This window comes from Streptomyces sp. ISL-94, from assembly GCF_018614075.1.
GTDB lineage: Bacteria > Actinomycetota > Actinomycetes > Streptomycetales > Streptomycetaceae > Streptomyces.
On the sequence record NZ_JAGGOZ010000042.1, the window covers coordinates 85,900 to 105,295 of the forward strand.

General features: G+C 67.6%; 23 protein-coding genes and 2 pseudogenes. 14 read left to right on the forward strand and 11 right to left on the reverse strand.

What is annotated here, in order from left to right:
* Window positions 1-169: 169 nt before the first annotated feature.
* Window positions 170-790, reverse strand: a complete 621-nt coding sequence (locus J7E94_RS15820; protein ID WP_251056719.1) for a hypothetical protein — start codon at window positions 788-790, stop codon at window positions 170-172.
* Between the two features lie 160 nt (window positions 791-950).
* Between J7E94_RS15820 and J7E94_RS15825 the strand changes: the two genes are divergently transcribed.
* Window positions 951-1,781 carry a hemolysin III family protein gene (locus tag J7E94_RS15825; RefSeq protein WP_215016003.1) on the forward strand — a complete coding sequence of 277 codons (831 nt, stop codon included), beginning with the start codon at window positions 951-953 and terminating at the stop codon, window positions 1,779-1,781.
* A gap of 176 nt (window positions 1,782-1,957) precedes the next feature.
* Here J7E94_RS15825 and J7E94_RS15830 read toward each other — a convergent pair whose 3' ends face one another.
* On the reverse strand, window positions 1,958-2,296 hold the full coding sequence (locus J7E94_RS15830; RefSeq protein WP_215016004.1) for a MerR family transcriptional regulator: 339 nt from the start codon (window positions 2,294-2,296) through the stop codon (window positions 1,958-1,960).
* 979 nt (window positions 2,297-3,275) lie between these two features.
* Between J7E94_RS15830 and J7E94_RS15835 the strand changes: the two genes are divergently transcribed.
* A complete protein-coding gene (locus tag J7E94_RS15835) occupies window positions 3,276-3,635 on the forward strand; it encodes a hypothetical protein (protein ID WP_215016005.1) in 360 nt (119 codons plus the stop codon).
* 104 nt (window positions 3,636-3,739) lie between these two features.
* Here J7E94_RS15835 and J7E94_RS15840 read toward each other — a convergent pair whose 3' ends face one another.
* From J7E94_RS15840 to J7E94_RS15855, 4 genes are all read right to left on the reverse strand, one after another.
* Complete coding sequence (locus J7E94_RS15840) at window positions 3,740-4,051, reverse strand: SCO5918 family protein (protein WP_215016007.1); 312 nt, start codon at window positions 4,049-4,051, stop codon at window positions 3,740-3,742.
* A 49-nt stretch (window positions 4,052-4,100) separates the two neighbouring features.
* On the reverse strand, window positions 4,101-4,505 hold the full coding sequence (locus J7E94_RS15845) for a CBS domain-containing protein (protein ID WP_215016009.1): 405 nt from the start codon (window positions 4,503-4,505) through the stop codon (window positions 4,101-4,103).
* A 46-nt stretch (window positions 4,506-4,551) separates the two neighbouring features.
* A complete protein-coding gene (locus tag J7E94_RS15850) occupies window positions 4,552-6,069 on the reverse strand; it encodes a DEAD/DEAH box helicase (protein ID WP_215016013.1) in 1,518 nt (505 codons plus the stop codon).
* 306 nt (window positions 6,070-6,375) lie between these two features.
* Window positions 6,376-6,579: a cold-shock protein gene (locus J7E94_RS15855; protein ID WP_215016014.1), complete on the reverse strand. Its 204-nt coding sequence runs from the start codon at window positions 6,577-6,579 to the stop codon at window positions 6,376-6,378.
* A gap of 437 nt (window positions 6,580-7,016) precedes the next feature.
* Between J7E94_RS15855 and J7E94_RS15860 the strand changes: the two genes are divergently transcribed.
* The 5 genes and pseudogenes from J7E94_RS15860 to J7E94_RS15875 form a co-directional block, all read left to right on the forward strand.
* A complete protein-coding gene (locus tag J7E94_RS15860) occupies window positions 7,017-7,865 on the forward strand; it encodes a carbamoyltransferase C-terminal domain-containing protein (protein WP_308345112.1) in 849 nt (282 codons plus the stop codon).
* A 98-nt stretch (window positions 7,866-7,963) separates the two neighbouring features.
* The gene (locus tag J7E94_RS34590; protein WP_251056720.1) at window positions 7,964-8,443 is read left to right on the forward strand and encodes an SRPBCC family protein; all 480 of its coding nucleotides are present in this window, start codon (window positions 7,964-7,966) and stop codon (window positions 8,441-8,443) included.
* Window positions 8,440-9,066, forward strand: coding sequence for a histidine phosphatase family protein (locus tag J7E94_RS15865; RefSeq protein ID WP_374224448.1), 627 nt, complete (start codon window positions 8,440-8,442; stop codon window positions 9,064-9,066). The genes J7E94_RS34590 and J7E94_RS15865 overlap by 4 nt, the downstream gene beginning before the upstream one ends.
* Before the next feature lie 528 nt (window positions 9,067-9,594).
* Window positions 9,595-9,870: a hypothetical protein gene (locus J7E94_RS15870; protein WP_215016016.1), complete on the forward strand. Its 276-nt coding sequence runs from the start codon at window positions 9,595-9,597 to the stop codon at window positions 9,868-9,870.
* 595 nt (window positions 9,871-10,465) lie between these two features.
* Window positions 10,466-11,191 (forward strand): annotated as a pseudogene (locus tag J7E94_RS15875) (tyrosine-type recombinase/integrase); the annotation flags it as partial.
* 261 nt (window positions 11,192-11,452) lie between these two features.
* Here J7E94_RS15875 and J7E94_RS15880 read toward each other — a convergent pair.
* A complete protein-coding gene (locus tag J7E94_RS15880) occupies window positions 11,453-12,874 on the reverse strand; it encodes an ATP-binding protein (RefSeq protein WP_215016070.1) in 1,422 nt (473 codons plus the stop codon).
* A 575-nt stretch (window positions 12,875-13,449) separates the two neighbouring features.
* On the opposite strand from J7E94_RS15880, the gene J7E94_RS15885 reads away from it, so the two are divergent.
* Together J7E94_RS15885 and J7E94_RS15890 are read left to right on the forward strand one after the other, a co-directional pair.
* Entirely contained in the window at window positions 13,450-14,280 is an 831-nt protein-coding gene (locus J7E94_RS15885; protein WP_215016018.1) for a hypothetical protein, read from the forward strand.
* The gene (locus tag J7E94_RS15890; RefSeq protein ID WP_215016020.1) at window positions 14,277-14,801 is read left to right on the forward strand and encodes a histidine phosphatase family protein; all 525 of its coding nucleotides are present in this window, start codon (window positions 14,277-14,279) and stop codon (window positions 14,799-14,801) included. Before J7E94_RS15885 ends, J7E94_RS15890 begins: the two co-directional genes overlap by 4 nt.
* 20 nt (window positions 14,802-14,821) lie before the next feature.
* Here J7E94_RS15890 and J7E94_RS15895 read toward each other — a convergent pair whose 3' ends face one another.
* The 4 genes from J7E94_RS15895 to J7E94_RS15910 form a co-directional block, all read right to left on the reverse strand.
* Window positions 14,822-15,094, reverse strand: a complete 273-nt coding sequence (locus tag J7E94_RS15895; RefSeq protein WP_215016022.1) for a hypothetical protein — start codon at window positions 15,092-15,094, stop codon at window positions 14,822-14,824.
* A 40-nt stretch (window positions 15,095-15,134) separates the two neighbouring features.
* A complete protein-coding gene (locus J7E94_RS15900; RefSeq protein WP_215016071.1) occupies window positions 15,135-15,380 on the reverse strand; it encodes a hypothetical protein in 246 nt (81 codons plus the stop codon).
* A 115-nt stretch (window positions 15,381-15,495) separates the two neighbouring features.
* Entirely contained in the window at window positions 15,496-15,726 is a 231-nt protein-coding gene (locus J7E94_RS15905; protein WP_215016023.1) for a hypothetical protein, read from the reverse strand.
* Between the two features lie 5 nt (window positions 15,727-15,731).
* The gene (locus J7E94_RS15910) at window positions 15,732-16,307 is read right to left on the reverse strand and encodes a DUF5994 family protein (protein ID WP_215016024.1); all 576 of its coding nucleotides are present in this window, start codon (window positions 16,305-16,307) and stop codon (window positions 15,732-15,734) included.
* A 313-nt stretch (window positions 16,308-16,620) separates the two neighbouring features.
* Here J7E94_RS15910 and J7E94_RS15915 point away from each other — a divergent pair.
* The 5 genes and pseudogenes from J7E94_RS15915 (at window position 16,621) to J7E94_RS15930 (ending at window position 19,365) form a co-directional block, all read left to right on the forward strand.
* Window positions 16,621-17,098, forward strand: a pseudogene (locus J7E94_RS15915) (DUF5994 family protein).
* 53 nt (window positions 17,099-17,151) lie between these two features.
* The gene (locus J7E94_RS15920; protein WP_215016025.1) at window positions 17,152-17,427 is read left to right on the forward strand and encodes a transposase; all 276 of its coding nucleotides are present in this window, start codon (window positions 17,152-17,154) and stop codon (window positions 17,425-17,427) included.
* An 8-nt stretch (window positions 17,428-17,435) separates the two neighbouring features.
* Window positions 17,436-17,627, forward strand: coding sequence for an IS3 family transposase (locus J7E94_RS35935; protein WP_374224450.1), 192 nt, complete (start codon window positions 17,436-17,438; stop codon window positions 17,625-17,627).
* Window positions 17,628-17,659: 32 nt separating this feature from the next.
* Window positions 17,660-17,911, forward strand: a complete 252-nt coding sequence (locus tag J7E94_RS35940; RefSeq protein WP_374224451.1) for a DDE-type integrase/transposase/recombinase — start codon at window positions 17,660-17,662, stop codon at window positions 17,909-17,911.
* Window positions 17,912-18,915: 1,004 nt separating this feature from the next.
* Window positions 18,916-19,365: a hypothetical protein gene (locus J7E94_RS15930; protein WP_215016030.1), complete on the forward strand. Its 450-nt coding sequence runs from the start codon at window positions 18,916-18,918 to the stop codon at window positions 19,363-19,365.
* The last annotated feature ends 31 nt before the right edge of the window (window positions 19,366-19,396 follow it).

Genomic DNA, 19,396 nt, shown 5'->3' on the forward strand with positions numbered 1-19,396 from the left:
TTCCGGTCACAGCACTAGCGGTGCCGGGCACGGTGGGGAACAGCGGGCCGCGCTGCCTGCAAGGCGTCAGTTGAGGGTCGACGGCGGCCTCAGGTGCCTGGTGCGGGCTGGTCGGGCCCAGGCGCGGTTGAGGCCGGCACTGCCGGGGCGCGGACGCGCGTGACGGTGCTCAGACCTTCGTCCATGCGTCGAGGAAGGCCTTCCGTTCGGCCGGATCGGCTGATTTGTGGTCCGCGTGCAGGACGCGCCAGGCAGTCAGTTCCAGGTCCCGGAGCCACAGCTCGCCGATGACCTGCGTCTTGAGGTCGGGGAGGTGGTCGGACTCGGCGAGTGCCTGACCGATGACCTCTCCGGCCGCGATGCGCTGGGCCGGGGTCATCTCGTCAACAGCCGAGAGGATCCGCCCGGCCAGACCAGCGCCCTCTCCGGCCAGCGAACTCAGCACCCAGGACTTGATGTTGGCAGGCAGCAGGTACAGGGAGCCCGAGGACCTCCACAAGTCCGACCAGAAGCGTTCTCCGACCTCGGTGGGAGCGGGCAGCGCGGCCAGCAGTCCGAGGAGGTGCGCGGTGGCCGCGTATCCGTCGGAGTGGGCGGATGCGACGACGGCGATGTCGGCGACGCGCTCCACGTCGATCCGGCCGGCTTCGAGGTGTGGGTCCAGTCCCAGTCGCTGTTCCAGCTGATGGGCGAGGGGCACGGACGCGTGGGAGCGGAACTCGGGAAGCATCGGCGATCCTTGGACGTAGGCGAGCGGAGAGGCCCGTTCGGGATCCCTGATCGTTCCCATGGCCCGCCGGATTACACGACTTTTACGGCCTCAGTTGGCGGCAGACCGCCAGGAGCGGAACCATCGGGGGGCTGAATCGCCCCCGTCCGGCGAGGCCGACCGGGGGAATGGAGGCAGACCTCTGGGAAGGCTGTGGGGGGCGGGCTTTTAGCATGAGCACATGGTTGCCAGTGATGCTCAGCAGTCCCAGTCAGGGCGGGAAGCAGTGTCCCCAGACGATGTCGAAGCCGGCAGTGTTTCTTCCGCACCGACGGGGGGAGAGCGCGAAGCAATCGGCCTCCCCGCCCGATCGCAGCGGGACAAGACGGCCGAGGACCCCCACCTGGTTGCCGACCTGGTGGAGCGGGCGGCCGATCTGGTGGAACCGATCAAGCCGAAGCTGCGAGGCTGGCTTCACGCCGGAATGGTCCCCGCATCGTTGGCCGCGGGCATCGTCCTCATCTGCCTGGCCGGGTCACCGCAGGCCACTCTGGCCTGCGCTGTGTACTCCGTCACCGCCTGGCTGCTGTTCGGGACGAGTGCGGTCTACCACCTCGGCACCTGGGGACCTCTCGGTGAGGCCGTTCTGCGCCGCCTCGACCACGCCAACATCTTCCTGATCATCGCCGGCACCTGCACCCCGCTCGCCGTGCTCCTGCTCTCCCCTGATCAGCGGCCCGTCCTGCTGTGGATCGTGTGGACGGGCGCTCTGGCCGGCATCGCCTTCCGCGTCCTGTGGGTCGGAGCTCCTCGCTGGCTGTACACCCCCTGCTACCTGGCCCTGGGCTGGGCACCGGTGCGCTACCTGCCCGACTTCCTGCACAGCGGCGGGGCGGCCGTACTCTCCTTGATCGTGTCCGGCGGGCTTCTCTACAGCGCCGGCGCGATCGTCTACGCCCTCCAGCGCCCTGACCCCTCACCGCGCTGGTTCGGCTTCCACGAGGTCTTCCACGCTCTGACCGTGGCGGCCTTCACCGCGCACTACGTCGCCATCTTCATCGCCGCCTACTGACCACGGCGGCCATGCCCCGGCGCGCTCTCCAGCCGGGCTGGGCGGTGATGTACGTCGCGCACAGATCGCAGACGCTGTAGACCGGCGCGTCCGGTGGCCGTGGGGAAACGATTCTGCGTTCCCGCTCGAACCTGATCACGGGCACGGGGCCGCCGGTCCCGACGGGCACACCTGCCTCAGGCCGAGGCCGAGGGAGCGGATGATTCGGCGGCGCGTCGGTACTCGGCGTTGATGCGCTGGGCTTCTTCGAGCTGGTCTTCGAGGATGATGATGCGGCATGCGGCCTCGATGGGGGTGCCCTGGTCGACGAGTTCCCGGGCGCGGGCGGCGATGCGCAGCTGGTAGCGGGAATAGCGTCGGTGGCCGCCGGCGGAGCGCAGCGGGGTGATCAGGCGGGCTTCCCCGAGGGCGCGGAGGAACCCCTGGGTGGTGCCGAGCATCTCGGCGGCCCGGCCCATGGTGTAGGCGGGGTAGTCGTCGTCATCGAGACGGCCGAACGAGTCGTCTGCTGTCATTGCACCTCTCTCATGGAACGCATGGAGGGGCCCTGGTGCCGTACGGCACCAGGGCCCCGAAGGAACTAATACACCATCTGTCGGCCCTGGTACTGCGCCGACCTTGTGTTTCCGCTGACCCGACCTGGATGCTGCCGGGAGTGCGGGGATCGCGGTTGCTTGACCGGAGACCACCTCACTATCGATGTCCTGCGGTACCCGGGCTCAGACTTCGACCCGGGCGATCCTGATGGCGCCTGGCTCCTCCGTTCTTCCTCGTGGATCAACTACTTGTCAAGCGGGACTTCATACTGCTGGTACTGCTCTACTGCGTACTGCTGGTGATGCGTACTGCTCTGTGGCCTGTGACAGCGCCACTCTTCGGCAGCCAGCCCCGTCGCCCATCCTGCGTCTGCTCTGGCTTAGAACCCCACTGCCGAACTTCCCGGTGCGCGCGCCCGCAGCCGACGCCTTCACCGAGGTACCGCTCACTGACTTCACTGCTGGGTACTGCGAACTGCACTTACGGGTACTGCCACTGCGTTACTGCGGTACTGCTTGGTTACTGCGGTACTGCTTGCGGTGGCCCCTGATCACTGCGGGCCACCCGGTCCGGTCGTCAGTCCCGTCGCCGTCCTGCAACAACCCTGGCTTCGGAACTCCACCACCGCACCGTCCTGCGAACTGCAACTGCGTGTACTGCTGCCCGGCAGTTCGTCTCTGCCAGGCCCTGCTGTCTCTCTGGGCTACGAGAGAAACCATAACCAGACCACCGACCAATGTCTACTCCGGCCGAGAGAGATTTTCGTGTCTCCTGGGCGGAGCTAGAAGGCGACGGTGGTCCCAGGATGGGCAGAGCAGCCTGCACCGCTGGTCAGGGGCTCGGGATGGCGGCAGCCGAAGGCGTGCCGCACGCCCTGCGCCACGGCGGGGGCATCTGCAGTTCCGATAGCGCGACCGCTGGAGCAGGTGGGACGGCCGGTGAATACAATCGGCTCTCATGTCGAAGCCTGACGAGCTGCTCGTTGACGTCGCCGCCCTGGTGGAGTCCGGGCAGAGCAATCAGATGTCCCTGACCGTGGTGACCGGTGGTGCGGTCATCACCGGTCGGCTGGCTCCCGAAGCCGTGTGGCGGCAGCGGGTGTCGGAGGTCCTGACGGACTCGGCCCGCCTGGGCGAGTTCGCCGCCATCTTCACCGCCACAACACGCCGGGAGGGGCCGCCCACCCATCTGCACTTCCATATGGCCCGCATCCTTCAGGGTGCGGTGGGGATCCCGGAGACGGGTGGGATGTACCGCGTCTCGATCGCGGATGTCAGTGCCTGGACGATGGGCGATTTCAGCTACTCCGACCACTGATCCAGCGCCGGGGAGAGAAACCCGTCGGGACGCGGAAGGGCCCGACCGGCGCGCCGGTCGGGCCCTTCTCGCGTTTCGGTGTCGGCTCGCGCCGGTCCCGCCGGTCAGATGGCCACCGGGACGCCGAGCATCGCGGAAGCCTGCTGGAGCGGGCTGAGGACGCGCGTGGGCGCGGCGGCCCTGGGAAGACTGCGGCAGGTGAAGCCGAGCTGGGTCATGGCCCGGAGGACTTCGCCGATGCTGAAGTCGCGGCGGTCCTGGCGGGTGATGACCTGGCCGACCTGCTTGACGGGGTAGGTACGGCGGCCGATGATCACGGACTCGCCGATGACCGGCTCGGGCTTGACGCCCTTCATCGATTCCAGGACGCCGCTCTTGGTCAGGTCGAACGGGAAACGGGCGATGACACAGCGCATGACGCCTCACAGGAAGGAGAAGGGGACGGGTGTGCCGCGGTGAGGCGGTTCAGCGTGCAAGGGCAAGGACGCCCAGGGGGGAGCCTTGGTCGTCGACGACGGGTAGGGCATCGAGCCGGCGGTAGCGCATCGCATGCTCGGCCTCGGCCATCATGGTCAGAGGCGAGGTGAACGGCCCGCGGTCGCCGAGGACGTCGCGCAGCCGGACCCGGTCCGTGTACGTGTCGCCCTCGTGGATGGCGGCGAGCTGGGCCCGGGTGACCAGCCTGGTGCACAGGCCGTCCTCGTCACAGACGAGCAGATGACCCGTGCGGGCACTGGCCATGACCGACAAGGCCACTTCGACCGTCATGTCGTCACAGACCTGCGGACCGGCCGCCTCCATGGCGTCGACCACCATCCGGTGCACAGGGTCGGCATTCGCCGAGCGGGACTGCATCTGGACCAGCGTCAAAACATGCCTCCTGCAGAGATGGGCCAGTTTTCTGAGCACGCGGTTCTCAAGCCGCCGCGTCGAAGGCGGACTGCCGCACGCTCATGCGCCGGGCAGCCGAAACGGGCCTGCGCCGGCCGCGGGAGGCTCCGCTGCGCTGGGGCCGCTCGGATACCGGTGCGGTGATGGTGACCGGGATCCCGGAGGGGGACTGGGCGCCGGTGATGCGGTTCAGGGCCTCTTCGCCCGAGCGGACCTGGGTGGTCTGCGGGGTGATCCCGGCGGCGGCCATCAGCCGGGTCATGTCGCGGCGCTGGTTCGGTGTGACCAGGGTGACGACGCTGCCGGACTCGCCGGCGCGGGCGGTGCGGCCGCCGCGGTGCAGGTAGTCCTTGGGGTCGGTGGGCGGGTCGATGTTCACGACGAGGTCGAGGTTGTCGACGTGGATGCCGCGCGCCGCGACGTTGGTCGCGACCAGCACGGTGACGTGGCCGGTCTTGAACTGGGCGAGGGTCCGGGTGCGCTGGGGCTGGGACTTGCCCCCGTGCAGCGCGGCTGCCCGTACTCCGCTGCTCAGCAGGTGCTCGGTCAGGCGGTCGACGGCGTGCTTGGTGTCCAGGAACATCATCACCCGGCCTTCGCGCGCCCCGATCTCCGTCGTCATCCGCTGCTTGTCGGCGCCGTGGACGTGCAGCACGTGGTGCTCCATCGTCGTCACCGCACCGGCCGAGGGGTCCACCGAGTGCACGACCGGGTCGGTCAGGTAGCGACGCACCAGGAGGTCGACATTCCGGTCCAGGGTGGCCGAGAACAGCATCCGCTGGCCTTCGGGGCGCACCTGGTCCAGGAGGGCGGTGACCTGGGGCATGAAGCCCATGTCGGCCATCTGGTCGGCTTCGTCGAGGACGGTGATCGCGACCTGGTTCAGGCGGCAGTCACCACGGTCGATGAGGTCCTTCAACCGGCCCGGCGTGGCCACGACGACCTCCGCGCCTCCGCGCAGCGCGCCGGCCTGCTTGCCGATCGACATGCCGCCGACGACCGTGGTCAGACGCAGCTTCACGGAGCGGGCGTACGGGGTGAGGGCGTCGGTCACCTGCTGGGCCAGCTCGCGGGTGGGGACGAGGACGAGAGCGAGCGGCTGGTGGGGCTCGGCGCGCTGCCCGGCGGTGCGGGCCAGCATCGCCAGGCCGAACGCCAGGGTCTTGCCGGAGCCGGTGCGGCCGCGTCCGAGGACGTCGCGGCCCGCGAGGGTGTTGGGCAGGGTGGCGCCCTGGATCGGGAAGGGCACGGTCACGCCCTGCGCGCCGAGGGCGGCCAGCAGCTCCCCGGGCATGTCGAGATCGGCGAAGGCCAGGGCGGCGGGCAGCGCGGGAGTGATCGTCTTCGGCAGGGCGAACTCGCCCTGGACCGAGGCGGGCCGGCGGCCGTAGCCGCCGGAGCGGCTCGCACTTCCGGAACGACTCGGGGTGGACGAGCCGAAGCGGCTGCTCCGGGGCGAACCAGCGCTGGCCGTGCTGAACGCGGGGCCGCCGGTGCGGCTGCGGGTGCGAGAGGAGCGCTCGTTCTTACGTGTGGGGTTCATTCAGAACCTTCCTTGATACGGCACGCATCAAGGAATTCCGGCAGCGAAAGAGCACCGCAGGGAATCACGAGAACGGGCCGAATAGAATGCGAATCTGGCCTGACAGGAAATCTGTACGGGCGCAGGCGCTGAAATGGGCGACGTCAGACGGATGTGAAATCCAGGACGTCGATCGAAGGGTGCGGCTCCGAGGAGGTCCCGACCCTGAATACTGCGTCCCGCAGGCGGAACCACTGCGGGAAATGCGTGCAGCTGGGGCCCGCACCCCGAGGGATGCGGGCCCCAGCTACAAAATGCGCGTCGGCGTCAGGCGGGAAGGATGTTCTCGGCGGTCGGGCCCTTCTGGCCCTGTGCGATGTCGAAGGTGACCTTCTGGCCTTCGATCAGCTCGCGGAAGCCTTGGGCGGCGATGTTCGAGAAGTGGGCGAACACGTCAGCGCCGCCACCGTCCTGCTCGATGAAGCCGAATCCCTTTGCCGCGTTGAACCACTTCACGGTGCCAGCAGCCATGTCATATCTCCTTTGGGGCAGTACACCGGAACCCGCACCATGCGGATGCCGTGTCGCCGCGATGATGCCCCGCCCGGAAAATGACCAGGAAATACAAAGTGCTTCCATGCGGCGCGGAGGCCGCCGGGAGGCGCTTGAAGTTTTTGGGTACCAAAACTGCAACTGAGAGAGACAGTAGCACGCTGCAGTGGCTTGCGTACGTTAAATAGCGCCACCCTATGCGTGGCGGCAAAAACCCTCCCGGCGGCGTCCATTAAACTCTCAGACCGCGGCCACAGATATTGATTCACCTAGACTGCAGCGTCTTGAACAAGGGTGTCCGCGGCTGCGGCGTGTGGCAGCCTGTCGGAACGCGAGCCTGCGGGCTGCCCCGGAGGCTGAGGACCCGTGCCGCGCCGTACTCGGCGGCTTCGCCCGGCGCGCGTGGAAGGGGCCTCGTGGAGGACGCCGTCGCGGATGTCCTGCTGAACGTCGCCACCGCCCACCAGGTCCGCCACCTGGAGAAGAGGACGGATCTCGACCGGCTGTTGTTCGAAGGCGACGTCGCACTGAACTGCCTGAACAACACCCCGATGTTCGAAGGCTCGCGCTTCGAGGACATGCAGGTCAGCTTCGGCGCCTCTGACACCGGCATCACCATCGGAGCCGCAGCCCACGCCTGGCTCAACCACCCCGACACCGACCCCGCGAACATCCTCGCCGCCTCCGCACCCGTCACCCCCTATCTGGGACCGGCCTACGACGACGCCGCGATCGAGGAGGCCCTTGAGAGTTTCACCGGCCGCGTCGTCGTCTCGCGCCTGGACGATGACGAGGTCATCGACCGTGTGGCGAAGCTGCTGACGAAGAAGGTCGTCATCGGCTGGTTCGAAGGCCGCATCGAGCACGGGCCACGTGCGCTGGGGCATCGCAGCATCCTCGCCAACCCGGGCTTCAGCGACATCAAGGACATCATCAACACCCGGGTCAAGCACCGCGAACCCTTCCGGCCGTTCGCTCCCCTTGTCCTCGAAGAGCAGGCGCCGAAGATCTTCGACATGGGGCGTAAGACCAGCTCCCCGTACAGGACGTTCGTCTTCCCCGTCCGCGACGAATACAAGGACCGCGTCCCCGGCGCCGTACACGTGGACGGCACCTCCCGTATCCAGACCCTGACAGACGAGGGAACCCCACGGCTTACGGCACTGCTGCGGAAGTTCATCGAACTGACCGACACCCCCTGCCTGATCAACACCTCGTTCAACGTCGCCGGCGAACCCATCGTCTGCACCCCACCGACGCCCTGAACTGCTTCATTGGCACCGAGATCGACTATCTGGTCCTCGGGAACCACCTCGTCGCCAAGACCGACGACCGCGTCCAGCACTAGAAGAAAGAGCACTCCGTGCCGATCCAGCGCAAGCACACCATGTACCACTCGACCATCCTCGAGGCCGACCCGGACACCGTGTGGGCGACCGTCCGCGACGCCATGCAGATCCTGGACATCGTGTCCCCGGGCGACCTGGACATCCACAGGGACGTCAGCTGGGTGGAAGGCGGCTCGGTCGAAACGGTCCCGGCCCGCTACGACTTCAGGCTCACGCTCAACGGCCGCCTCGTCCAGCAGGAGATCGCCGCCCGCGATGAGATCAACAAGACCCAGTCCTACCGGGCCATCGCCCCCACCAGCGGAGTCGCCGGCTACGAGGCCACCATCCGCGCATTCCCCATCACCAACGACCCGGCGCGCAGCTTCTTCGAGTGGTCACGGATCCTGGAGATCGCCGACGACGCCGACCTGAACGTGGTCGAGGCCATCATCGACGTCATGGAGAAGCAGACCGACGCCGTACGGGACCACTTCGCGACGACCTCGAAGTGAGTGACGTGACGACGCTCGTACTGCTGCGGCACGGCGAAACCCTGCTCACCCCAGAGCGGCGGCTCTCCGGCAGCGGTGGCTCCGACCCGGGACTCTCACCGGCTGGACGCCGCCAAGCCCAGGCGGCAGCAGACGCCCTCGCCCACCGCGGCGACATCGAGGCGGTCGTCACCTCACCGATGCGGCGCTGCCGGGAGACCGCTCAGTCCGTGGCCGCGCGCCTTGGCCTGAGCGTCCAGGTCGACCGGGACCTGCGGGAAGCGGACTTCGGCGCCTGGGAGGGCCTGACCTTCACCGAAGTCCGCGAACGCTACCCGGACGACCTGAGCGCATGGTTCGCCTCGCCCGAGAGTGCCCCCTCGGGCGCAGGCGAGACCATGCAGCAGGTCACCCGCCGGGTCACCGCCGTACGAGACGGCCTCATGGCCCAGTACGCCGGCGTCACGGTTCTGGTCGTCTCCCACGTCGGACCACTCAGAACCCTGATCCGCCTCGCCCTCCAGGCCCCACCACACAGCTTGTTCCGCATGGAGGTCGCAGCAGCCTCCCTGTCGACGGTGACGTACGACGAGGACGGCACCGCCACGGTGCAGGCCCTCAACGACACCCACCACTTGAACTGAACTGCGCGCCAAGGGGCCCGGCAGACGTGACGTGTGCCGGGCCCCTTGGCGTGTTCGTTTCAGCGGCTTCTGTCTCGTCCTCATCGGTCTCGACCGGCCCGACGAAGCGAACATGCTCCACGGCCGGGATCCGCGTATTTCGGGAACGCTGGCCCTTGGTCGGGGCGACGATGGTCATGGAGCGGATGACGGGAATCGAACCCGCGCCATAAGGGTTGCTGTCGCTGCTGTGCGTCACTGCTGTACGGAGGGGGCGTGCGCCTCGTCATCACCAGAGCCACCAGTGGGGTAAGTGCCCTTGATCTGCTGTGGTGGTGCTTGTCGCGGTTGCTGGTCCAGGGCGGGGAGCCCGTAGATGGCCGTGACTTACCAACTGGTCGGGCACGCATCGGGCACGCGTTCAGCTGCACGGGTTGACGCGGTCCAGGCCATGATCCTATGGTCCGCCTTGCGCGTGGTTGCAGCCGACGGCGATGAAAGCCGAGCGGATTCTGATTAATGCCGAAATCTGAGTAAGTGAGGGTAGTCGTGGGGTTGCTGCTCTCGTACCTGTTCCTTTTCCTTATTGAATGCGTCTTGATGGCGTTGCAGATTGTCGGCGCGTTCCTGTTTATGTTGAGTGCCGCTCTGTTTATCCGGCGCTTCGCACTTGCGCGCAAGCGTCGAGCCGATGGCCACTTCCCGAAGGCGACGCCAGCGGCACCATATGTGCTTGGCGGCATCGGCATTTGCTTGCTGGTTCCTACTTCGGCAGCGCTCTTCATGGGGAGGGAGTCAGGCCTTTTTGAAACCTGGGCGATATAGGCCGAAACCGTTGTGGTCTGCGGGGGCATCGTCGGCCTGTCGAGGCTGGCAGCGGTCGGCTGCGGGCGCGGTGGTTGCTGCACCTCGCTGCTGTACATCACCAGTTTGGAAGATCGCGTAACTGCCTCTGGCCTGAGCAGGCGAGACGCTGACCTGCGCGTCCCCAGGGTCCGCGCCGCTGTTCCCCGCTACTCCCCGCCCGCCGCCGCCCAACCGGGCATGCGAAGGACAGGGCGACGACCGGCCGGCAGCGCTGTCACCCGCCGAAGAGGTGCGGGACCGGGCAGAGCTCCATGGGCTCGTCCGGCCGGTCGGCCCAGTGCCACCAGATCTGCCGCTCGGGGCACCGCCAGAGAGCGCGGTAAGTCCGCAGTCCATCGTCTTCCACTAAGCCCGCGCGTTCCCTAGCCGGCAAGCGTGGTGTTGCGCCCTGCCCGCACCTCGGAATGAGCGAAGAGCGAAGGCCGCAGCGAGCATCACGAACAGATGAGTAATCACGGCAACCGTCACCGGAACCACCTCCCCTTCGACTTCTGGACCCGCCGGGTGCACGGTGCAGCTGGCGTCAGCCACAGGGCGCCCCGCTGTCAGGGAAACCGGGGCCACGACCGTGGCGAAGGCCTACCGGCTGCTCAAGGCGATCATGGAGACGGCTGCCGACGACGAGTTGATCCGCCGGAACCCCTGCCGGATCAAGGGCGCCGGGAAGGAGTCGCCCGCAGAGCGCCGGACCGCCACCGTCGAGCAGGTTGACGCGCTCGCCCGCGAGCTGGGTGCGCGCTGGCGGCTGCTCGTCTACATCGCTGCCTACGGTCCTGCCCGGCCCGAAGAGCAGGCGGCCTTGCGGCGGCACGACGTCGACCTGGCGAACGTCGGCGTATGGGCGCGGTCCGCCGAGCCCGAGCTGAACACGGGGAAGCGGGCGCCCGGCGAGACCAAGTCCGAGGCAGGTAAGCGGTTCATCGTCCTACCGGACTTCATGAGGGGTGATCTCAAGCTCCACATGTATCTCTACGCGGAGCAAAAGCCGGACGCGCTGCTGTTCGTGGGGGAGCGAGGCGCCCCCTTTCGGCGGACGACCTTTGGGCGGAAGTGGAAGAAGGCCCGGAAGAAAGTCGGACTGCCCGAGGAGTTCACGCTCTACGACCTTCGTCACACCGGACACACCCTCTCGACGCAGTCCGGGGCGACCCTCAAGGACACGATGGTGCGGGCCGGCCAGTCGTCGGAGAAGGCCGCCATGATCTACCAGCACTCCAACCTGGAGCGGCAGCGTGAGGTTGCCGCCGGGATAGGCAACACAAAAGCCCCAGGTCGCTGACCTGGGGCTTTTGTCATGGAGCGGATGACGGGAATCGAACCCGCGCTATAAGCTTGGGAATCACTCGGCACTTGAGGCCCTAGATGGCCATTGAGCTGCGGAAATGCGCTTCCGCGAGGGTGATGTCGGGGGCTCCGGACGGTCCCCTGTTGACCGATGTTTACCGCCCGGACTGGCACGTAGTGGCACGCACCGTTCAGGCGAATGCACCCAGAACTGGAACCACGGGGCCTGGCTCGGGCCGACCGGGTGTCCGGCTGTTCAGTTTCCGCGCCATGCGGTGAGCAGTTCGTCGGGTCCGTACGTTGCCTGGAGTCCGGCGCAGTTGACGCCGCTGCGGGAAACCGCGATCAGTGGCACGGGGTCATCAGTGACCGCCGCCCGGTGCTTGTGCAGTGCGGCGAGATCGTGGCTGTCGAAAGTCGAGTTCTCCAGCCACTTGACCGATCCGAGGAAGAGCAGTTGCTTGGCAACCGGCTGGCGGTCGGCGCCGACCAGGTCGATCTCGACGTCGTTGCTGCGGGTCCAGTATCCGCCGATGGCCGGGGCGGCGGGCAGGTCATCGTCGGGCAGGAGGCGGGCGAGGGATTCGCGGACGAGCGGCTCGATGGCCCGGCCTCGCCAACTTGTCCATTGTTCTTTGATCCGGTTCAGGGTCAGGTCGCCGCGCATGCGTTCGATCTCGGCCATGTGCGGATCGAGGAACGCCAGCCAGAAGCGCAGATACGGGTCGGCCACCCGGTAGCGGCGCTCCTTGGATGGCCGTAGGGAGACGGGCAGTTCGGCGGCGACCACGCGCTTCTCGGTCAGGACGTCCGTGGCTCTGGTAAGGGTCGTGTGGGCGATTCCGCCGGCCGCCCGGGCGATGTTGGTGAATGTGCGCTCGCCGCTCCCGATGGCCCGCAGTACCTCCCGGCTCATCGCCTGGGGAGGGAACTCAGCGGCCAGTGACCGTTCGGCGGAGACCAGGAGCGCGGAGATGGGATTGTCGAGCGAGGCGCGGAGGAACTCCCCCAATGAGGCTTCCTGCGGCCACTCAGCACAGATCAGCGGCAGTCCGCCGGTGACCAGTGCTGCATCGAACGCGGCCGCTGGCTCCAGGCTGAGCATGTCGCCGATGTCGGCGGGATTGAGCGGCCCAAGGACCATCTCGCGCCCGCGCTGGTGGAAGGGGCGGTCGTAGCTGTTCAGGGCCTCCATCATCGACAGATCGGAACCGACCAGCAGCAGAAGGACCGGCTTGCGACTGAGCAGCCGGTCCCACGCCCGCTGCAACATGCCCTCGAAGGCGTCGATCCGGTCCATGAGGTACGGGACTTCGTCGATTACGACCACGCTCGGGCTGTCGTGGGGCAGGATCTCCGCCAGAAGACGGAACGCAGCGTTCCACTGGGTCGGTGCCTCCTCGGCGAACAGAGACCGCTCCGGCAGGGTGGACGTAGCGACGGCGTCGAGCAGCTCCGTCAGCTCGTCCTCAGCGGATCCCCCTGCTGCGGTGAAAAAGAGGTAAGGGACCTCGGCCCGGCTGAGGAACTCCTCGACCAGGCTCGACTTGCCGACCCGACGTCGCCCGCGCAGCAGGATGCACTGGCCGGGCTTCTGAGAACCGCCCCCCGCGCGGACCTTCTCGAAGGCCGCGCCCAAAACCCGCAGCTCCCGCTCTCGCCCGATGAATCGACGCACGCCATACGCTCCCGTCAGAGATAGTATCGACATCGATACTATCGCCCGTGGCAGTATGTGGCCGGATGCTCTGCCCGTCGCGTAACCCGGCGCCGCAGACCGCCGAGAGATCGAAGCTTGCCGGACGAAGGTGCCCGCTTTTGGCATGCGGAGGGCACGGCGGGGCTGGATAGGTCTAGACGGCGAAGGGCAGCGAAGGAGGCCCAAGTCGTTGATCTGGGCCGCATCGGACGCCTGCACGCCGTTGGCGCCTGGCTGGTATGGCATACCGCTGTCCCGTGCTGGGCTAAGGCGCTCATGGCGGCGGCGGGTCCCGCAACGGCCCCGACGCATTCACGCCGCCGAGGCCGCCCTTCCGGGTCGTAGCACGTGAGAGTGTTCGACCCGAATCCAATGGTACGACTATGGGGCAGTTCGAGCAGTTCCAGGGCTGTATGCGCCAGTGCCGGGCTCGCGGACTCCGGGTCGTACGGTGCACACCGACCAGGACCTGTTGAAAGCAGCGAATGACAAACGTCGGCGTCGTGGTCAGGTCCTCCCCGGTACCGGGGGTTTGCACGACTAGCCTCCGCATCATGCTGCGTATCGCCGACACCCGCACCGGCCGTTTCGTGGAGATCCCCTCCGGGCACCGTCACCTGCTGCGCATCTGCGTCCACCTGTCGGCCTCCGACGCCGGGGTCGGCACGGTGCACCTGCGGGCGCCCCTGGTCGGTGACGTACTGGCGCGTGCCGCGGAGCTGCATGGCCTGGAGTCCCTCACGGTCCTCACCACACCGGACCTGCCTTATGAGCAAGCCCAGGCACTCGATCGCGCCATGTCCGCTCTCGGCATCCACCCGCCCGCCACCGTCGGTGTCCACCATCTGACCGAGACGTTCTGTGCGGCTGCTGACGTGCACCTGCTCGCTCACGGCGCCGCCGCACAGGACGCCGTCGGCGGGGCCTGGATCGACGTGGGCCAGGTCAGGCCGGCACCCCCGGACGGGGGCGCCCCAGGCCGTGGCCATCGCCTCACCTCGGGCCTCCTGGACGAATTCGCCCCGGAGGGGGCCGATCCGCTGGCTGTGAGGATGCTGTTGCTCGGCCACTTCTACCGCACGCCGATCACGGTCAGCAGCGCAGCGCTCGCCGAGGCGCGGCGGACGCTGCGGTACTGGCGGCAGCAGGTGGCAGACTGGGCGCAGGAGCCGTCCAGGCCGATCCCTGCCGATGTGCTGCGACAGGCTCATGCCGCGCTCGCCGATGATCTCGGTGTCCCCGCTGTTCTGGACCTGCTGGTCAGCGTGGCGAGGCGCGCCGACGTGCCGGCCGGAGCCAAGTTCGAGACGTTCGCCTTTCTCGACCGCGTCCTCGGGTTGGACCTCGCGCGCGAGGTGGGCCACCAGCACCCGGCGACGCCATGACTTCGGGCAACGCCCGGCGCCTGGTCGTCGTGCGGCACGCCAAGTCCGCCTGGCCGGACGTGGCCGACTCCGAGCGGCCACTCGCCCCGCGCGGCCGCTGGGACGCCCCTGCGGCCGGCCGCTGGCTGCGCGAGGCCGACTGCGTTGCCGACCTCGTCGTGTGCTCCTCCGCCCTTCGCGCCCGCCAGACGTGGGACCTCGTCGCGGCCGAGCTCGGCGTCACCGTGCCGGTGATTCACGAGGCACGCCTCTACGGGGCGAGCGCCGGGGAGTTGCTCGGGGTCGTACGGGAGATCCCCGCGCAGGTGCGGACGCTGATGCTGATCGGGCACAACCCCGGCGTACAGGAGCTGGTTCTGTTGCTGGCCGGTGAGGCGGACGGCTTCGCGCTGGAGCAGACCCGTTCGAAATTCCCGACGTCCGCGATCGCCGTGCTGCGCGTGCCAGGGCCCTGGTCGTCCCTCGAACCGGGTGCCGCCCGGCTGACCGAGATGGTCGTACCCCGTGGCGCGCACCCCTGACCGGTGCTGAAGGACCGGGCTCAGCCGCTCTCTTCCTCCTCGGTCTCCATGCGCCGGATTCCCTCGTGCGTGAGGGTGACCATCGCGGGTGTGTTGCCCGGCTCCCAGTCGACGGTGATCAGGCCCTCGCCTGCCAGGTAGGTGCAGGCGGCGGCGAGATCCTGCTCCGGTATGTGGAGGTCGCTTTCCAGCTTGGCCCCGGTGATTCCGAGAAGACGATTGCCTTCGATGGCTTCGTACAGGATCCGCAGAACCTGTTCGCGGTAGGTCTTGCGCTCGCGCAGTGTCGCCATGGCCGCGTCCTCTCGTGCGTGGGGCGGGAGCCGGCTCCGGTCAGACCTCGTCGGTGTGGGCGCCGGTGCCGGCGGGAGATCTGCTGGCGGTCAGCCAGGAGCGGGCGGGTCCGGCCGCGGATTCCGTGTCCACCGTGAGGTGGAGCCGGGTGCCGCCGTCCGAGGCGGGGTAGCTGCGCTGTTCCATGCCGGCGAAGCAGCGGCGCAACACCTCGGCGACCGCGCGGGCGGCTTCGGGGGAGGCCGCGATGATGCGGACTTCGGCGTGTCCGACCGACGGCAGCATCTCTGTCTCGGTGCGCTTCAAGATGACGTGATCCCTTCGGGGCGAGGTGAGAAGTCGGCGGGTGGGACGCCATCGCGTCCCGCCCGCTGCCCCTGGTCAGAGGAAGGTCTGTCCCTCACCGGTCGGCATCCGTGCGGTGGGCTCGACGACTGGTGCCGGCTGGCTGACCGGGGGCTTCTGGCGCCCGCCAGTGATGCTTCCTGCTTCGTCGGCCGACGACCGGCAGGGCGTCGTTGAAGTGGTAGGCCGCGATCCGTGCGTCGGGCTGGGCGTTGAGCAGGTGGATCAGGTGCATTCCGATACCGGTCACGAGGATGATCGCCGCGATGAGGACGATGATCTCCACGCTCCTCACCTCCAGGTGTTCCCGGGCAGGGGCAGGGAGCGTCGCCCAACGAGGTTCCCGAAGGGCGACATGCACGCCCCGCCTTCGCTCTCCCAGTCTTCTACGCGGCTCCGGGCGTCCCGCATTCCACCGCCGATGACGGCTTCGGCGGCCATCAGCGCGCGGGCGGTGAGGACGCTTCCCGGGATCGCGGCGGCGGTCATCAGCCGGGCCGCGGCGGCGGGTGCGGTTTCGGGCGGGATCACCAGCAGGTCCCAGCGGCCGACGATGCCGGAGAGCAGGAACAGCTTGTCGGGGTCCTGTTCGGCGAACCAGCCCACGTGCAGGGTGTGCCCGGCGACAGGCACCGTGTGCGGGATGACGGGCCAGCGGGTGGGGTTCACCGTGACACGAGTGATGCGTCCCCAGGGTTCGTCCAACGCGTCGGCGAGCGCCGGAAGCTCGGCTTCGAGGTCACGGGAGCGTGGCCACCATGCCCCGTCCAGCTGGCCGGCGAGCGTGGTCCTCGGCGTGAGCGACAGGCGCGCCGGGAGAGTGGGAGACAGGACGCGGGACGTGGCGCGGTCAGTGGTCGCTGTCATGACGCGGACCCGTCTCCAGGCCGTCCGAGAAGGGCCCGGTGCCTTGATCGCCGGAAACGACGTCCGCGTGGGAGCGGGCGTACGAAACACTCCCGGTTCCTTCACCCTACTCCGGTCTGCGGTCCCGGAAGACGGTTCTGACCAGGTGTTTTCCGGTTCCGCCGGGAGTTCCGGGGCGTGCGGCCGTGAGTATCACTGCGGGCACGCGGAGTACCGTGAAACGACAGCGGCACTGCGCCGATCAACAGCCACTCCGAAGCCGGTACCGGCGTCGGACGACGTGTCGTCGCACCCCGCAGACAGGCGGACCGACATGGCTGAATCCGACACTCCCACTCCACCCAGGTTCCTTCCGGACGAGATCCACCAAGCGGTCAAGCCCGGAACGGCCTTCCTGCGGCTGGAGACGACACAGACCCGCGAAGGGTCCTCGACGGCGCGTGGTGGCCGCGCTCCCGTGACATCGCGACCGAGCTGCCCGCTCTGATCACGGCACTCACCGGGCGCCTTGGTCCCACACGCGGGTCGGCCTGGACGCCGCCGCCTGGCAGAACATTCCGACCCGCCTGGTCATCGACGACCAGGTCGTGCACCTCGACTCCGACCCGGTCGGCGATGACACCGTCCTCATCACCCGCGGGGACAACGACCACTTCGCGCTGCTGGTGATTCCTCCGCACACCACGGCCGATGCCGCCCGCGAGGCGATGGCCCGTGCGGTCCGCGCCGACAACATCACCCAGGCCGCTCAGATCCTCATCGCAACCGCACCTGGGCTTGATCCGCTTTGACGGACATTCGAGATCAGGGGCTCAGCCCCGGGAGGATGTCCATCATGGAGAGCATGGGGAAGAAGAAGCCTTGCCCTCGCCGCTCGTTCACGCCGGAGTTCAAGGCCGAGATCGTCGAGCTGTGCCGGCGCGGTGACCGATCAGTCGGTCATATAGCCAAGGACTTCGATCTGACTGAGACCGCGGTGCGGGACTGGGTCAAGCAGGCCGAGGTCGACGCGGGCGAGCGTGACGGCCTGACCAGCAGCGAGCGTGAGGAGCTGGCCGCGTTGCGGCGGGAGAACCGCCGCCTGCGCGAGGACGTCGACATGTCCGTGACCTGGAGCTGACCGAGAAGATCACCGCAGTCCACAAGCACTCGCGCGGAGCTTACGGCGCCCCGCGTATTCACGCCGTACTCAAGCGGGAAGGCGCCGGATGCGGCCGCCGCGGTGTCGCCAGGCTGATGCCGGCCGCCGGACTGCAAGGCCGACACCGCAGACGCAGGCACCAGACCACGATTCCCGATTCGCAGGCCGGCCTGACCTGATCGTCCGGGACTTCCGGCCCGACCCCGCCGGGCTGGACGCCCGCTGGTGCGGCGACATCACCTACATCCCCACCGACCAGGGCTGGTTCTACCTGGCCACCGTCATCGACATCGCCTCACGCCGCGTTGTCGGCTGGGCAACCGCAGATCACCTGCGGACCGACCTGGTCGCCGACGCCCTCAACGGGCGCCCCCGCAAGACACTCGGCTGGCGCACACCGGCCGAAGCCCTCAACCAACAGCTACAGTCACTGCAAACAAGCGGTGTTGCAACGACTCCTTGAACCCAAGCAGTACACCAGCCACCAATTCGCCCGCCTGGCTGCCGAGTTCGGCGTTCAGTTGTCGGTCGGCCGCACAGGACACTGCTGGGACCACGCGCTCGCCGAGTCGATGAGCTGCGCCCGCGCCTCTTCGCGGGCGGGCGGCGGCTCACCTGCCGCTCCCCGCGCTGGGGAAGACGATCGGATAGGAGACCGTCGGCATGGGTTGGGGCGCTGGCTGGTTTTCCCACGCCGGCCACTTGATCGGGTAGACCCACTGTCGCCTGTGGCCGGGGTAACTCCTGCCCCGGGTCCGCTCCGGCCCCCGCGGTCGTGGTGCCGTTGCCGAAGACGATCACTCCGGCGGCGAGCAAACCCAGCAGCGCGGTCTCCGCCGAGCCCCGGCCGGGAGTCGGACATGGCCCCTAACCGGAGTGCCGTCCGACCGTACGTAGTCATTGATCCAGGGCACAGCTGCATCCCCCACCAGTGCGCGAGGAACCCTCTGAGCAGGGCATTCCTGCGACTTGGGGCAAGCGGAGGGCGCGGCGAGGCAGAGAGGTCTAGACAATGAAGAAGGCCAGGTAGTTGACCTGGGCCTTCCTTCAAGAGCGGATGACGGGAATCGAACCCGCGCTATAAGCTTGGGAATCACCCGGAACTTGTACCCATGTGAGTCGCCTGACCTGCAGGAACGTGCGCCGGCGGCCTCTTCGTGATTGTTTCGGCGGTCCCCTTGTCGACCGCTGTTTACCGTCCCTACTGGCACGTTGTGGCACGGACTCTCGTGTGGGGTCAGGGGCAATGCCGGTGGGGATGCCCGGTCGTGCGGGTGCCGGCTTTGCGTGTCGCCGTTTCCGTATCCGTATCCGTTCGCGATCGGCGACAACCGGACGAACATGGGCGGAGCAATTTAGAAGGCGCATGAATCCGGGGCGGAATAGAAATGAACTAGGCGAGCCGGTACCCCCGACAGGACTACAGGAGAGGCCACAGCACGTGCGCAACGGGAAGTGCAAGCCCACATGACCGCGATCGAAAGCCTATGGGAAGACTTTCAGCTTCCTATCAGAGACGCACTACACTTCGCCGACGGGCACTCCTGTGATGTCTCCCTCGACTCCGACGTGCCGAGCGGTTTGAGGGTGCTCGCCCCCTTCGACCTGGATGAGCTGCTGGAGAGTGATCCGTCTTGGGTGTCTTCGGTCGATGGGCTGGCCGCAGTAGACCTGGGGAGCAAGGGGCTGCTGTGGGGCGGCGAGGGTTCGTACGGGTCCGAGGGGTTCATCGCACGGTTGACTGTTGATCGTGCGCTCATCTGGGCGATTTTCTTCAGGGAATCCAATCCATTTGATCGGATTCGGCTGTCCGAAAATGTCGCTATCTTTAGCTCGACATCGGGGATCGAGATCACAGTTGACATTGACGATCCACGAACCCTGATCTCTGGACATGCATCGAACCGAATGACGTAAGGATCATCTCCTCCGGTCGTAGGAGAGCGCG

What these genes read in the sequence shown, in the direction of transcription:
- J7E94_RS15920 (WP_215016025.1), top strand. Translation starts at nt 17,152, where the DNA reads ATGGGGAAGAAGAAGCCTTGCCCTCGCCGCTCGTTCACGCCGGAGTTC.
- J7E94_RS15930 (WP_215016030.1), top strand. Translation starts at nt 18,916, where the DNA reads ATGACCGCGATCGAAAGCCTATGGGAAGACTTTCAGCTTCCTATCAGA.
- J7E94_RS15910 (WP_215016024.1), bottom strand. Translation starts at nt 16,307, where the DNA reads ATGACAGCGACCACTGACCGCGCCACGTCCCGCGTCCTGTCTCCCACT.
- J7E94_RS15830 (WP_215016004.1), bottom strand. Translation starts at nt 2,296, where the DNA reads ATGACAGCAGACGACTCGTTCGGCCGTCTCGATGACGACGACTACCCC.
- J7E94_RS15835 (WP_215016005.1), top strand. Translation starts at nt 3,276, where the DNA reads ATGTCGAAGCCTGACGAGCTGCTCGTTGACGTCGCCGCCCTGGTGGAG.
- J7E94_RS15840 (WP_215016007.1), bottom strand. Translation starts at nt 4,051, where the DNA reads ATGCGCTGTGTCATCGCCCGTTTCCCGTTCGACCTGACCAAGAGCGGC.
- J7E94_RS15825 (WP_215016003.1), top strand. Translation starts at nt 951, where the DNA reads ATGGTTGCCAGTGATGCTCAGCAGTCCCAGTCAGGGCGGGAAGCAGTG.
- J7E94_RS15900 (WP_215016071.1), bottom strand. Translation starts at nt 15,380, where the DNA reads ATGCTGCCGTCGGTCGGACACGCCGAAGTCCGCATCATCGCGGCCTCC.
- J7E94_RS15885 (WP_215016018.1), top strand. Translation starts at nt 13,450, where the DNA reads ATGCTGCGTATCGCCGACACCCGCACCGGCCGTTTCGTGGAGATCCCC.
- J7E94_RS15855 (WP_215016014.1), bottom strand. Translation starts at nt 6,579, where the DNA reads ATGGCTGCTGGCACCGTGAAGTGGTTCAACGCGGCAAAGGGATTCGGC.
- J7E94_RS15895 (WP_215016022.1), bottom strand. Translation starts at nt 15,094, where the DNA reads ATGGCGACACTGCGCGAGCGCAAGACCTACCGCGAACAGGTTCTGCGG.
- J7E94_RS15890 (WP_215016020.1), top strand. Translation starts at nt 14,277, where the DNA reads ATGACTTCGGGCAACGCCCGGCGCCTGGTCGTCGTGCGGCACGCCAAG.
- J7E94_RS15820 (WP_251056719.1), bottom strand. Translation starts at nt 790, where the DNA reads ATGGGAACGATCAGGGATCCCGAACGGGCCTCTCCGCTCGCCTACGTC.
- J7E94_RS15850 (WP_215016013.1), bottom strand. Translation starts at nt 6,069, where the DNA reads ATGAACCCCACACGTAAGAACGAGCGCTCCTCTCGCACCCGCAGCCGC.